At 57.3% G+C, this 14,329-nt stretch carries 11 protein-coding genes; 6 read left to right on the top strand and 5 right to left on the bottom strand.

The window, feature by feature from the left end; all coding sequences use genetic code 11:
• Positions 1 to 1,330 precede the first annotated feature (1,330 nt).
• Together Q0Z93_RS03405 and Q0Z93_RS03400 are read left to right on the top strand one after the other, a co-directional pair.
• Complete coding sequence (locus Q0Z93_RS03405) at positions 1,331 to 1,813, top strand: hypothetical protein (RefSeq protein ID WP_298062577.1); 483 nt, start codon at positions 1,331 to 1,333, stop codon at positions 1,811 to 1,813.
• 112 nt (positions 1,814 to 1,925) lie between these two features.
• A complete protein-coding gene (locus tag Q0Z93_RS03400; RefSeq protein ID WP_298062575.1) occupies positions 1,926 to 4,037 on the top strand; it encodes a sodium:proton antiporter in 2,112 nt (703 codons plus the stop codon).
• A 112-nt stretch (positions 4,038 to 4,149) separates the two neighbouring features.
• Here the strand turns inward: Q0Z93_RS03400 and Q0Z93_RS03395 are convergent, their stop codons facing one another.
• A complete protein-coding gene (locus Q0Z93_RS03395) occupies positions 4,150 to 4,482 on the bottom strand; it encodes a cupin domain-containing protein (protein ID WP_298062573.1) in 333 nt (110 codons plus the stop codon).
• 62 nt (positions 4,483 to 4,544) lie between these two features.
• Between Q0Z93_RS03395 and Q0Z93_RS03390 the strand changes: the two genes are divergently transcribed.
• Entirely contained in the window at positions 4,545 to 5,492 is a 948-nt protein-coding gene (locus Q0Z93_RS03390) for a DMT family transporter (protein ID WP_298062571.1), read from the top strand.
• Between the two features lie 247 nt (positions 5,493 to 5,739).
• Here the strand turns inward: Q0Z93_RS03390 and panB are convergent, their stop codons facing one another.
• Positions 5,740 to 6,555 carry a 3-methyl-2-oxobutanoate hydroxymethyltransferase gene (panB, locus tag Q0Z93_RS03385; protein WP_298062569.1) on the bottom strand — a complete coding sequence of 272 codons (816 nt, stop codon included), beginning with the start codon at positions 6,553 to 6,555 and terminating at the stop codon, positions 5,740 to 5,742.
• Between the two features lie 426 nt (positions 6,556 to 6,981).
• Here panB and Q0Z93_RS03380 point away from each other — a divergent pair, with 426 nt between their 5' ends.
• Positions 6,982 to 7,617: a hypothetical protein gene (locus tag Q0Z93_RS03380; RefSeq protein ID WP_298062567.1), complete on the top strand. Its 636-nt coding sequence runs from the start codon at positions 6,982 to 6,984 to the stop codon at positions 7,615 to 7,617.
• A 5-nt stretch (positions 7,618 to 7,622) separates the two neighbouring features.
• Entirely contained in the window at positions 7,623 to 8,312 is a 690-nt protein-coding gene (locus Q0Z93_RS03375) for a hypothetical protein (protein WP_298062565.1), read from the top strand.
• Between the two features lie 1,038 nt (positions 8,313 to 9,350).
• Here the strand turns inward: Q0Z93_RS03375 and Q0Z93_RS03370 are convergent.
• Together Q0Z93_RS03370 and gcvH are read right to left on the bottom strand one after the other, a co-directional pair.
• Positions 9,351 to 10,295 carry a malate dehydrogenase gene (locus tag Q0Z93_RS03370; RefSeq protein ID WP_298062563.1) on the bottom strand — a complete coding sequence of 315 codons (945 nt, stop codon included), beginning with the start codon at positions 10,293 to 10,295 and terminating at the stop codon, positions 9,351 to 9,353.
• A gap of 61 nt (positions 10,296 to 10,356) precedes the next feature.
• Positions 10,357 to 10,737, bottom strand: a complete 381-nt coding sequence (gene gcvH, locus Q0Z93_RS03365) for a glycine cleavage system protein GcvH (protein WP_298062561.1) — start codon at positions 10,735 to 10,737, stop codon at positions 10,357 to 10,359.
• 139 nt (positions 10,738 to 10,876) lie between these two features.
• On the opposite strand from gcvH, the gene Q0Z93_RS03360 reads away from it, so the two are divergent.
• On the top strand, positions 10,877 to 12,721 hold the full coding sequence (locus tag Q0Z93_RS03360) for a family 20 glycosylhydrolase (RefSeq protein ID WP_298062559.1): 1,845 nt from the start codon (positions 10,877 to 10,879) through the stop codon (positions 12,719 to 12,721).
• 109 nt (positions 12,722 to 12,830) lie between these two features.
• On the opposite strand, the gene Q0Z93_RS03355 is transcribed toward Q0Z93_RS03360, so the two are convergent.
• On the bottom strand, positions 12,831 to 14,189 hold the full coding sequence (locus Q0Z93_RS03355) for an MATE family efflux transporter (RefSeq protein WP_298062557.1): 1,359 nt from the start codon (positions 14,187 to 14,189) through the stop codon (positions 12,831 to 12,833).
• Positions 14,190 to 14,329: the final 140 nt, after the last annotated feature.

Here is a 14,329-nt window from a genome sequence, read left to right as displayed (position 1 = left end):
AAAACGCATCGGAAAATCTTTATACCGGCATCCTTTCCCTGACACAAAAGCGTGTTCAATGCCGGCGGAGCCGTTTCGGGTAGTTACAGCCCGGTTCGCGTGCTGAGCGGCACCGCCCGCCCGGCGTAAGGGCAGTACCCTCTGGTTAAGGCGGTGCAAACTCCCCGGTTCGTGTGCCGAGCGACACCGGCACCTGCGCGCGAGGCTGGAGTAGGAAATCGTTCAAAAGCAGCTTGCGCTTTTGAACAAAATTTCCGCCAGCGCGCGGGACAAAGACCGTTTCTGAATTGCAAGGGGCTGCAGCCCGCGGAGGATATTTCGGGTAATTCCAGCCCGGTTTGAGTGCCGAGCGGCACCGCCCGCCCGGCGTAAGGGCAGTACCCTCTGGTTAAGGCGGTGCAAACTCCCCGGTTCGAGTGCCGAGCAGCGCCGCGCGCCCGGCGTAAGGGCAGTACCCTCTGGTTAAGGCGATGCAAACTTCCCGGTTCGAGTGCCGAGCAGCACCGACACCGCGCGCGACCGCTGGAGTAGGAAATCGTTCAAAAGCATAAATTGCTTTTGAACAGAATTTCCGCCAGCGCGCGGGAAAAGTACAGTTTCGGGTCGCAGCCCGCGGAGGATATTTCGGGTAATTCCAGCCCGGCTCGGGTGCCGAGCAACACTGGCTCCCGCGCGCCATGCTTTACAGAGCGAAATCATTTCGACAAACGACAGTTTGTTGAAATAAGATTTCGCTGGCGCGCGGGTATTGTTTGAATGTATAGCTCCGGTTCGAGCGAAACGCAGTTTCGCAAGCCCACCGCGAGAACGCGGCCCCGCGCGGGAACGCAGTTCTCTCAAACTCATCCGCGCGCCGAAGCCGAAAGAGGAAAATCGACGGTTTCAACGAGAGTTGAAACCGATTGATTTTCCCGGCGCGCGGATAAAAGCGAGGTTGTCTGAACCTGACTTTCCTCGCCAGCGGGCGGGCCGCAGCCTCCCGCAGCGGAGGCCCGCAAAACAATCGTTGCCGCAATTGATGCGGGCCTCACAGGCTGCGTCCGAAATGATAATTCGGTGCGCGGGAATTATGGCAGAGACAAATCCGACTTTTTAGAGCCGGGCGGGCCGGAGCTTCGCCCCGCGAAGGCCCGCTACTCGACGATGCTCGTTGCGTTCTCTCCCGGGCGTCCGATCCGGTGCCGTTCGGCACTCCAGCCGGGAATTGGTTCACCCCCTCGATGACAGCCTCCCGCGATTTGGCAAACCTAACACAGAGATTACCCTAAAAGAATCGAGAGAAAAAACCGGAGGATGGCGGACATTCGCCGGATTTTTGTATTTTCAAGCCATGAAACGATTGATTTTAACGTTGTTATCAATATTTTCGATAACAGCGATTCAGGCCCAGCAAAAAGTAACGTTGGTCGAGTGCGGCGGAGATACTGTTCTTTATCTTCGGAAAGCGTTTGACGACCGCAAGTCGGAGTTTATCGGACAGCCGTTCTCCAAAGTATTGGACGAATGGAAAGCACAGTTGCCAGTGGGCTTTCTTGTTTTCGGCGATACAGGTATGTGGCCGACTAAAGAAGAAGAAAGATACTTGGTTAAGTTCGCTTCTTTGTATTATAATACGGAACAGGAGACTAATTCAAGAGGAGCGCGACATGAATCGTATTATAGACTAAGCATTTCTTTTGTTCCTCCTTTTCCGTATCAAATTATGGAATTTTGGCGGATACAGGAGGAGGAAAATTCCCAGTTAGGTCCTCAGCTTTATGAAAAGCTAAAGAATTATATCGTCAAAAACATCACAGTGTGTGAGATGAAATAATAGTTTAGATTTTCCCCGGCGCCGTACGGTACAAAAATACGTTATGCCGCTAATCCCCGTTCAGAGCCGGGGATTTTTCTTAATTTTGCCACGCATCGTTTAAAACACAGATATGGATTCAATGGAATTATTGGCCCCGTTAGTCTTCGTGATCGTATCGCTGGTGGCCGGAGCCCTTCTCAAATACGGCCTCAAACGCACCGTTCTGCCCTACACGGTGGGACTGTTCGCATTCGGCCTGCTCATCGGGTTACTCGACCGGATCGGCGTGTACGCCGACGGCTCCATATTCAAAGCCTCGATCGACTTTGCGGGCAATATCGACCCCGACCTCATCCTCTATCTGTTCCTCCCGATCCTGATTTTCGACGCAGCTTACGAACTGGACGCCCATATCTTCCGCAAAACCCTCACCAACGCCACCCTGCTCTCGGCGCCAGGGATGGTGGTTGCCATGTTCCTGACCGGTCTGCTGATGATGGGGATCAGCCTTTTCGCACCGCATTACGCCCAGTGGAACTGGACGCACGCCCTGATGTTCGGCGCACTCATCAGCGCCACCGACCCGGTCGCAGTGGTGGCCCTGCTCAAGGAATTGGGCGTCAGCAAGCGGTTTTCGACCCTCGTGGACGCCGAGTCGATGCTCAACGACGGGACAGGCATCGTCCTCTTCATGCTCTTCTTCGGCACCTTCACGGCAGCCGGCGGCGTGGACGCACCGATCATGGACTTCGTTTACGTCGTGCTCGGCGGAGTGCTGCTCGGCGTCATATTCGGCTGGCTCTGCCTGTGGTTCATCACCCGGAGCCGGAACGATGCGATCATGCAGAACAGCGCCATACTGGTTTCGGCTTACCTGACATTTTTCCTGGCCCAGAATTATTTAGATGTTTCCGGAGTGATCGCCCTGGTCGGCTACGGCTTAGTGATCGCCTATTACGGACGGCCGAGGATCGCACCCGAAGTGAACCGGTTCATGCAGGAATTCTGGGAACTGGCCACTTATATGGCCAACACCTTGATATTCATTCTGGTCGGCGTGGTCATCGCCTTGCAGGTCGAAGCCTCACTGATGGACTTCGTGGTACTCGTACTGGTCTATATCGGCATCAACGCGGCGCGGATGGCGATGATCGCCATTTTTTATCCCATTATGAAACGTTCCGGTTACGGACTCTCCAAACGCGAAGCGGTGATTCTTTGCTGGGGCGGCCTGCGCGGAGCATTAGGGCTGACCCTGGCCTTGATGGTCTCCTACACACTTTCCATTCCCGAACCGGTGCGGCGGCAGGTGCTGTTCCTCACGGCCGGGATCGTGACCCTGACCCTGACGATCAACGCCACGACCATCGGATGGCTGCTGCGCAAACTGGGGCTGACCCGCGCGTCGTCGGCCAAAACCTACCTCAACTATACGATCCACAAACAGCTGTGCGAGAATACCGAGAGATACTTCCATGAACTTCAGCAGAACGAGGCCTTGAAAGCGGCAGACTGGGATAAGGTGGCGACATTTCTGCCTTCTCCGGAGCCCGCGCCCCGCGGCCCGGTTCCGGCTCAGGACTTGATCGCGGATATTCGGCTGCGAATCTTGGACAAGGAGCGGACACGGTACTGGCAGCTGTACGAAAAGGGGATCATCTCGCCCGCTTCGCTGCGGCGGTTGCTGGCCGTCGTCGAAGAGTTGTACGATGCGGACGGGAAACGGTCGCTGTGCGAACGGGCCAAGCTGCTGGAGCTGCCCAAGCTGCCGCTTTACCTGCGGTGGAAAAGACGCTCGCGCGAAGTGCTTTACCGCTGGGTCGACCGCCATCGCTCGACGACTTTCGTGGCGGTGTACGACGTGGCGCGCGGCCTGATCCACTCCCAACGGACTTCGATCACCCTGCTCGACGAACTGGAATCCTCCGGCTCGTTCGGCCCGGAGGACATCCGGAAGCTGGAAACGCTGCGCGACGAGGTGCGCAGGAATATCGACGAAAGCCAGTCGATCATGGACAGGATCGCAAGTCACTTTCCGAGTTCGTACCGGCTGGCGATCACCCAGAAAACGGTGCGCATGCTTATCAGCAACGAAAAAGCCACTGTGGCCCAGATGCTGCACGAAGGGCTCGTGACGCCGGACGACGTGCAGTCGATGATCGAAGACATCGACAAACGCTACCGGGACACCACCCCTTCGCGGATACTCAAAAACAACCGGATGCTTGCCGATCGGGGCTGACAGCGGAGACTGTCCCCTGTCCGGACTGAATGCGGCAGGCAGGTGGATTCACCACCTGCCTGCCGCTCTGTGAAAAACAGTCCGGCCCCCGTGAATCTCCGGCCCCCGCGAATCAAAGAAAATCTTCGCGGGCCGGCGCAAAGACATCCACGATCGCGCCCGCCTCGAGCGCCCGCACTCCATGCTCCACCCCGGAAGGGACGAAAAAGCCGTCACCGGCATGCAGCACGGCGGTTTCACCGCCGACCGTCACTTCAAACGAGCCCCGCTCGATCCGCGACGACTGCGTATGCGGATGAGTATGCGCCATGCCCACTGCTCCCCCGTCGAACTCCACCTCGACCATCATGATGCGGTCGTCATGTCCCATCATCCGGCGGCGTACACCGCCGCCCAAGTCCCGCCATCGAACGGCATCCGTTTTAAAAAAAATCGAATTTTCCATACCCGCGAAGATAACATATCGCCCTCTTACCCCCTATTTTTGCATCGACAAAAACACCCTTCATGAACGGAAAAATCCGGGCCCACGCCGCCATCCTCACCGCAAACATCCTGTTCGCCCTCAACTATTCCTACTCCAAAACGCTGATCCCCGGCTCCCTGACACCCGACGCGCTCTGCATCGCACGCATCGGATGCGCCGCCGTCGTGTTCGTCCTGGTAGCCGTTACCCTGGTGCGCGAACGCATCCTGTGGCGCGACCTCGGGTGGCTGGCCCTCGCCGCCCTGTTCGGTACCGGAGGAAACCAATACCTCTTTCTGCACGGGCTCCGATACACCTCGCCCGTCGACGCCGCCATCATTTCGGTCACCGGCCCGGTGCTCGTGCTGGTCATCTCTGCCCTGCTGGGGCGCGACCGCATCACGTGGATGAAAAGCATCGGAATCGCTGTCGGAGCAAGCGGAGCGCTGCTGACCATCCTGTACGGCGGAATCGCCCATTTCGGCAGCGGCCACCTCACCGGCAATGTACTGGTCTTTATTGCGGCCCTGTCGTATGCCTGCTACTTGGTCGTGGTCAAGAACCTGATGATGCGGTATCGCGCGATTACCGTGACCGCATGGATGTTCGGCCTTTCGACCTTGGCCATGATTCCGTTTCTCGGCCATACACTGGTTGCGACCGACTGGGACGGGTTCACCCCGGCTGCCTGGGGCAGTCTCGCATTCGTCGTGTTCGGGGCCACCGTTCTCTCCTACCTCTGCGTGGCAGGAGGCCTCAAGAAACTCAAGCCCACGACCGTAAGCATCTACACCTACCTTCAGCCCGTAATCGCAACTCTCGCAGCTATCCTGCGCGGCCAGGACAAAGCCGACTGGGTCAAGATCGTCGCCGCCCTGTTGGTTTTCGCCGGCGTGTTCCTTGTCACCCGCTCCTACCGTTCCGAGGATCAGCCGAAGATTGTGGATAACGTTGTGAATAACAGGCAGCCCCGCAGACCGGCTTGTTAACTTCCGTGTGGACAACCGCCGGATAAAAGCGGAGAAACCGTCGATAACGATGTGAATAACCCGCCCCTATGTCCGGAAAAATGTCGATAACTTCAGACTTCCATTCCGTTATCGCTCTATTTCAGCATCTTATCTGTGTGAATAAGTTTCCCGAAAAACAGGCAGCCCATTCCATCCGCTGGTCAAAAACAAGGCCGGCTTTGTGAACAAAGCCGGCCCGAAAACAGCGATCGTTGTTGACAGATTGTTAATACTGCTCGTTTTCGTTCGGGAAATCCCCGCTCTTGACATCCTCGTGATACCGTTCCACCGCTTCGGTGATCTGCTCGTGCAGGTTCAGGTACCGCCGCAAGAACCGGGGCGAGAAACCGTTGTTGATGCCCAGCATATCGTAGGAAACCAACACCTGCCCGTCCACCCGGTTTCCGGCTCCGATCCCGATAATCGGAATCTTCACCGCCTCGGCCACCCGTCCGGCCAGTGCTGCCGGAATCTTCTCCAACACGATGCCGAAGCATCCCGTTTCAGCCAGCAAGAGGGCGTCGGAGTAGAGTTTCTCGGCTTCGGCCTCTTCTTTGGCCCGCACGGCGTAAGTCCCGTATTTGTTGATCGACTGCGGCGTCAGCCCCAGGTGTCCCATCACCGGAATCCCGGCGCACAGGATGCGCTGCACGGAGTCGATGATCTCAGCGCCCCCTTCGAGCTTCACGGCGTCGGCTTCGGTCTCTTTCATGATCCGGATTGCGGAGTTCAGGGCCTCTTTGGAGTTTCCCTGATAGCTCCCGAACGGCAGATCCACCACCACCAAGGCCCGTTCCACAGCCCGCGCCACCGCTTTCCCGTGGTAGATCATGCTGTCCAGTGTCATCGGCACCGTCGTTTTGTAACCTGCGATGACATTCGCAGCCGAGTCGCCCACCAGAATCACGTCGATTCCGGCGGCGTCCATGATCCCGGCCATCGTATAGTCGTAGGCCGTCAGCATGGATATTTTTTCTCCGCGCGCTTTCATCTCGGCCAGCCGGAAGGTCGTTACGACCCGTGTTTTTCCTTCAGTAGACATAAGCTTTTCGATTCGTGTCATTATCGGGAGGCAAATGTATAAAACTTTCCGGTCAATCCGCAAAACCGGTTGTCTCGGGTGGCACGGCAAATCGTATTCGGGAAAAATCGGGAAATAAATTCCGGCACAAAAGGCCTGTTCTTTTATTTTAAAACCGACATTTTTCTATCATCTAATATTTTTATTTGCAATTTATAAAAAGAATAGCTTTAATTTGATTTTTAAAATAAAATATTATCTTTGTCGATAGGGGCATATCCAATTCTTCCCGAAACAGGAAAGAACGCTTTCGCATCGGCCTTGGGCGGTGCCGATCGGCGGCTCCGGGGCACAAATCGGGAGTCAGGGAAAAACCGCCGACGAAACTGTCCGACCTCTTGTTTTTGCAGGGGAGAATGATCGTTTTTTTTACAAACACAATGCGCGATGGCTAAGTATTTATTATCGGTCTTGTCTCTCTTTTTCGCGGTTGCCGGCGGTCGGGCGGCGTCGCTCGTCGAGGGACGTGTCTATCTGAAGAATGATTCCACGGTCGATTGTATGGGAAACGACCGGATGCAGTTACCTGCGAAATCCGGCAAACTGAAGCTGTGGCGCAACGCTTTCCGGAAAACGAAAACCAAAGAGCTCATTGCGGCGGCGGAGATCGATTCGGTGGTCTGCTGGCACTCCAAAACGCCGGAACATCTCCGCAAGTTCGTTTATGCGGACGATCCGGGCTGGATGTGGGTGTATGTCGAGACGCCGCATGTCGAGGTGGGTATCTATTCGAAGAAGGGGTACGGCATCGATACGAATGGCGGAATACAGGTGTGGCAGCGGCGCGGGTGGTTCAGCCGGTCGAGGACGGCTTACTGGCTCCGGAAATGCGGCGAGGGGGTGTTTCGGGAGGTGGGCGATGCGTCGCGCCGGTCGAAAGACGCTTTCCGCGAACGCCTTGCGGGCTGCATCAACGATGATCTTGTGCTGGCCGAGCGGATACGGCGGTCGAATACCGATCGGAGCAAGACGATCCTGATGTTGCGGGACTACGATCCAATAGTAACTCTTAACCAAAAATAAAGCGTATGAAACGATTTTTAGGATTTATGGCTGTGTTGCTCGGCCTGTGGAGCGCGACCGACCGGGCGGAGGCTAAGAAAACGGAGGATCAGGAGTTTCGCCGGGTAACGGTCATGCTCCGGTCGGGCGAGCAGATCGACGGTTATCTGCATCGCGGCTGGCATGCTGACAATTCCTTTATGAAAAAGGAAAATTATTCGTTCAAACTTGTCCGTACGCCTGATGACAAGGAGCCGGTCAAGTATACGGCGGACGAGGTGGAGTGGGTCGAATATGTCGAAAAGACTGAAAACAATCCTGACGGGATCCGCTGGGAATCGCGCGATCTGGCTTCGCCTGGCATCGGCGACCGTTACCGCACGCTCCGGCGGATGGTCTGTCTGAACAAGGCGGGGGAAAATGCCACGGTTTACTGGTGGAAGGTGTGGACGACGGAGCAGGTGGGCAATATCCAGCGCCGAGTATTGAAAACGATGTACGGGATCCGGTTCCATAATGATCCGGAGGGGGTCGTGTATCCTTACATGTTGGTCGGTACCATGCTGATGGACAAGCTGCATCCGGGACTGAAAGAGTTCTGCAAGGGCTGGTTCAAGGGGGCCGATGGCAAAGCGCATAAAAAGGAGGCCAAAGTGGATGATGCGTGGATGCTGGACATGTATGATGCGTATCTGGCTCGGCAGGGTGTTGAATAGTCGGGGGCATTTCGGGGCGGGCGGCTGAATAGTCGGAGGTATTTCGGGGTGGATGGCCGAATAGTCGAAGGTATTTCGGGGTGGGCGGCTGAATAGTCGAGGGCTGTTATTGCGTTCCGAAGCTGGTGACAATCCGGTTCGGCTGCGATCTCTCTATGCCGCGCTCGGTAGGCGAACCGGGCTGGAACTACCCCAAACAGTCCCCGCTGGCTCCGGCTATTCTCTGTAAAAGGAACTGCGTTTTGTTTCGTACAACGGTTTTCACAGTCTCCGGTTCGCAGAACCGGTCGGGCCGGACGCCGCCCCGTCGGGAGGCCCGGTGCCGCTCGGCACGCGAGCCGAACTGTAACTACCCGAAATATCCTCCGCGAGCTGCGGCCCTTTACCGATTTTTGCCCGCGCGCTGGCGGAAATTTTGTTCAAAAGCACAAACTGCTTTTGAACGATTTCCTACTCCAGCCGTCGCGCGCGGGGGCCGGTGCTGCTCGGCACCCCAATCGAGAATTTATCACACATCTTTCGCACGGGCCGGAGCCAGCGGGGCCGGATAACGAGCAAAGCGAGTTGCAGGCCTCCGCCGGGGGTGGCTCCGGCCTGACATGGGGAGATCACCGATAACCATTCTCAAATTGCCATTAGTGGGAAAGGTTCTCTGACGATTATTTGTCCCAGCGTAATGCCGATCGGCACTCGAACTAGGCTGCAACTACCCGAAATATTTTCCGCCAGCTGCACCTAAACTATACTTTGTCCGCGCGCTGGCGGAAATCCTGTTCAAAAGCAATTCATGCTTTTGAACGATTTCCTACTCCAGCCGTGGCGCGGGGCCGAAAGGCACCGGACTTCCGCTACCAAAAACTACAGAGAGCTGTGGCTCGTGCGACTCTGACGAACCGCAAACAAGCGAACGACAAGCGTAAAGTCGATCATTCCGATAAGGAATATAGCCCGTTTCGGTAGGCTGCGATAAACACATCGGGCGGAACGTATGTACGTTCCGCCCGATGCCGAAAATAAGAGTGTCAGTACCCGTAGCGATTACAGCGCACCGATTTCGTTGAGAATCGCATTGGTTTTCCGCACCGCCGCCGCACTCGCCTCGAACGCCGTCTTTTCTTCCGCCGTCAAAGCCACTTCGACGACCCGTTCTGCCCCGTTGCGTCCGATCACCGTCGGCACCCCGATGCAAATATCCCGCTGTCCGTATTCCCCTTCGAGATAGGCGCACGACGGGATGATCTTTTTCTGATCCCGCACGATCGATTCGACCACCATCGCAGCCGCCGCCCCCGGCGCATACCACGCCGAAGTTCCCAAGAGCTTGGTCAGCGTCGCTCCGCCGACCATCGTGTCCGCCACCACTTTGTCAAGCACCGCCTTGTCCTTGCAAAGTTCCGTCACCGGAACCCCTTTGACCGAAGCCTTCGAGACCAGCGGAATCATCGTCGTATCGCCGTGTCCCCCGATCACCATCCCTTCGATGTCGTTGGAGTTCACCCCCAACGCCTTCGCCAGATAGCATTTGAACCGCGCCGAATCCAGCGCGCCCCCCATCCCGAAAACCTGATTCTTAGGCAGCCCCGTCGCCTTGAGCGCCAGATAAGTCATCGGGTCCATCGGGTTGGAAATGATCAGCAGGATCGCTTTCGGCGAGTATTTCAGAATCTCCGTCGCCACACTCTTGACAATCCCCGCATTGACCCCGATCAATTCCTCGCGGGTCATGCCCGGTTTGCGCGGCATCCCCGACGTGATCACCACCACATCCGACCCGGCCGTCGCCGCATAGTCGTTCGTCACGCCCACCATATTGGTGTCGAAATCCATCAGCGTGGCCGTCTGGAACATATCGAGGATTTTCCCTTCCGAAACCCCCTCTTTGATGTCCAGCAGCACCAGAGAGCTGCACACTTCGCGCGCAGCCAGCACATTCGCGCAGGTCGCCCCTACATTGCCCGCCCCCACAACAGTTACTTTTGCCATTTTCTTTCGTATATTAGTCATGAAAAAAATCTATCGACGAGAAATCGGAGAGAAAACAATTTTATCCGATATGGGCTGCATACTCGTCCGCCGACAGCAGCCCGTCGATCTGCCCCGGATCGGTCATGCGGATTTTGATCATCCACCCTTCGCCATACGGATCTTTGTTCACCGTCTCCGGCGCATTTTCCAGCGCGCCGTTGATCTCCAGCACCTCGCCCGCCACCGGCATAAAGGCATCCGACACGGTCTTCACCGCCTCGATCGTCCCGAATACATCGCCCTGCGCCAGCGTTTCCCCTTCAGTGGTAATGTCCACAAAGACAATATCGCCCAATTGATCCTGTGCGAAATCGGTGATCCCCACGAACGCCTCTTCGCCCTCTACACGAATCCACTCGTGGTCTTTTGAATATTTCAGGTTGGATGGAATGTTGCTCATCGCTCTTTGGAGTTTTAAGAATTAGCTCCCCAAAGGTATTGTTTTTTTCGGAAGCTGCAAAAGAGTTGTTAGCAGAATAACACGAAATCGCCGCTCCCGATTCGGCGGATTGCGGATAAAATCGCTATCTTCGCTCCATATGAAACGAATCTTTTGTTTTTTCGCCTTGTGCGCCGCGGCTTTCGCCGCTTCCGCCGCGCCGAAGGACGCGATGCCGAAACACGCACTGCCGGCCTTGATTCCGTCGCCGCAGCGGATCGAAATCACGGGGCCGTACAAAATGCCGCTGCTGAACGTTAAGGTAAAGATCGACACGACGTTGGACTTGCCGGCCGAGGGCTATGTCCTGGAGACCTATAAAAAAGGGGTGCGCATCACGGCCCGGGACGAGCGGGGGACGGTGTGGGCGCGTCAGACGCTGCGCCAGCTGACCGATGAGCGGGGGTTGGTGCCGAGCGTGCGGATCGTCGACTGGCCGGCGTTCGAGTGGCGCGGCTTCATGCACGACACGGGACGGAACTTTATTTCGGTCGAGGAGCTGAAGAAACATATCGACCTGCTGTCGCAGTACAAGATCAACCTGTTCCACTGGCACCTGACGGACTATCCGGCGTGGCGGATCGAGTCGCGGGCGTTTCCGCAGCTCAACGACCCGATCTACCAGCGGCCGGGACGCGACCAGGGCAAGTTCTACACCTACGGCGAGATACGCGACGTGATCGCTTATGCCCGCAAGAAAGGAATCCTGGTGATCCCGGAGATCGACATGCCGGGCCACAGCACCTATTTCAACAGCGCGTTCGGTTTCGGAATGGCCGATCCGAGGGGGATGAAGGTGCTGGAGGAGGCGCTGGACGAGTTTTTCGAGGAGATTCCGGTATCGGATGCGCCGTATATCCATATCGGTTCGGACGAGGTGCGGATTCCGAACCCGAAGGAGTTCATGCACTGGGCGGACAGTGTAGTCGTGGCCAACGGACGTATTCCGATGGTCTGGGACCCGGGGCTGCCGGCGGCTTCGAGGGGGACGATCCGGCAGGTGTGGTCGGAGGCGCCGGGCTATGTGGCCAACCATACGGAGGGACGGGGGCCGTTTGTCGACTCGTACATGGGCTACCTGAACAACTACGATCCGATTTCGTTCACGCCGCGGATGCTGTTGCACAATCCGTGCGACCGGGCGGAGGGGGACTCGGTGGCGATAGGGGGGATTCTCTGTCTGTGGAACGACACCAAAGCGCCGGGTTCGGAGGGGATTGTCCGCAACAGCGGTGCGTGGTCGGGGCTGCTGCCGTTCGCCGAGCGGTTCTGGCGGGGCGGCCTGACGCCGGAAGGCGCGCCGGAAAACCCGAATCTGTTCCCGAATCCGGAATCTCCGGCGGGACGTGCTTTGATCGAGTTCGAGGAACGGATGCTCGCGCACAAGAACGGGCAACTGCGGGACGAACCTTTCTGCTGGTGGCCGAACGCCTCTTTGGAATGGAGAGTATCGGAGCCGGTGCCTTTCGGAACGGGTACTTCCGACTTGGCCTGGCATACTTTATACGGCGGCGCGATCGACGTGGATGCGATGATAGCGACGCTCCGGCTGCCTCGGCCGGACTCGGGCGAGGTGTGGGCCGAGACGATTCTTACCGTGCCGCACGATACGGTGATTCTGGCACAGGTGGGTTTTGAAGCCCCGTCGCGGTCGAACCGGATTTCGCCGGGGATCGGTCGGCAGGGCGAGTGGGAAGCGGGGAGCGGCCTGTGGGTGAACGGCGTCGCGGTCGAACCGCCGGTGTGGAATGAGCCGGGGGCGTATGCTTTCCACTTCAACACGTGGGCAAAGCCGGAGGAGGAGTTGCCGTACACGGACGAACAGCTGTTCTGGACACGCCAGCCGTCGGAAATACCTTTACGGGCCGGTCGGAACGTAATCCGGATATGTTCTAAGAAAGTATTCCCGGGGCAACACTGGATATTCGCTTTCATTCCCCGGTGATCCTGAGGCTCGGTAACCGAGCGGGGCGTTTCCCATACGGGAAACGCCCCGCTTGCCATTCCGGCCGACGTCTGACGGTATCTTCGCGGTCTGCCTCCCTGCGCAGGAGTCAGGCAGAAGCTGTGGCGCCGACCAACTGCCGGTATCGTTTGCGGAACAACCGGCCATAGAGGACGGACAGCACGCCCAGCCCGGCAATAAATGCCACCCAGGTGCCCGCAGCGCCCATTCCCCACACGAAACCGCATACATACCCGACCGGCCCCGAAATAAAGATATAGGTAAAGAGGGCGTAGTACATCGGCCGCTTCACTTCGGTCAGTCCGCGGAGGGCGCCGAGGATCACGCCCTGGAATCCGTCGATCACCATAAAGAGGCAGCCGAACCGGAGCAGGTATGCGGCGATGTCGATCACCTCCGGTTCGTCGGTGAACAGTCCGGCGATCTGTCTGCCGAAGAGGAAAACAAGCAGCGAGGCGCATACCGTAAAGGCGGTAATCAGGTGCAGCGAGGCGTTCATCGCTTTGCGCATCGAGGGGTAGAGCCGCAGCCCGTAATCCTGGCTCACGCGGATCGTGGTGGCGGCCGAGAGCCCGGTCACGACCATAAAGCTGAGCGAGGGCAGGTTCACGGCGATCTGGTGCGCGGCCTGCGGCACAGCGCCGAAGACGCCGATCACGATGGCCATCAGGCTCAAAGCGGCCATTTCGACAAAAAGCTGCATGGCGATCGGGAAACCTACGTTCAGAAGCCGGCGGATACGGAACCGGGTGATCCTGACTTTCCGGAACAGTCTCAGGTAGTCGCGGTAGTCGGTGTCGACGAACATGAGCCGGGCGAAGAGGATGACCATCACGACCCGAGCTATGAAGGTCGAGGCCCCGGCACCCACGGCGCCCATTTCGGGGAATATCCACCAGCCGTAGATCAGTGCTCCGTTCAGCGCAATATTGAGCATGTTGCCGATAATGGCGATCGTCATGGTGCGGGAGGTGTTCCCCACTCCTTCGAGGAACTGTTTGCAGCTGGCGAAGAGCATCATGGGCAGGGCGGAGGCGAGTTGATACCCCATATATCCGCGGGCAATGGGCAAAATAGCCGGGTCTTGCCCCATGTACCCCATCAGGGGCAGCATGGCGCCGAGCAGGAGCATCAGTATGCCGCTCATCGCGATACTTGTCAATAGCGAATTTTTGAATAGCGAGGCGCTGCGCATCCGGTCGCCGCGGGCGTAGCTTTTCCCGACCAGCGGGGTCAGTCCCATGGCGACTCCGGTGCCTAAAAAAAGTATCGGCCAGGAGAGTGCGTAGGCGAATGATATGCCGGCCAGGGGCACGGCTTCGCCGAGATGACCGACCATGACGGTGTCGACGATCTGAACGGAGTACTGACCGACTTGCGAAATGATGACGGGTACCGCTAACCGCAGGTTGACTCGGTAATATGACCCGTAACCTGTGAATATCATCAATCCTTTTGCTTTTTTTACCGTCCGGTTATTTCGTTACCCTCTGTTTGAGGGAACAGTTCTCTTTGTGAACAAAGAGAACCAGAAAAACTTTTTGAGATGCTAACGCATCTCTTGAGCCTGCCGGGTACCCTTGTTTT

Origin of the sequence: uncultured Rikenella sp. (genome assembly GCF_947628055.1) — a bacterium.
Classification (GTDB): domain Bacteria; phylum Bacteroidota; class Bacteroidia; order Bacteroidales; family Rikenellaceae; genus Rikenella.
This window is presented reverse-complemented; position numbering and strand designations above follow the sequence as displayed.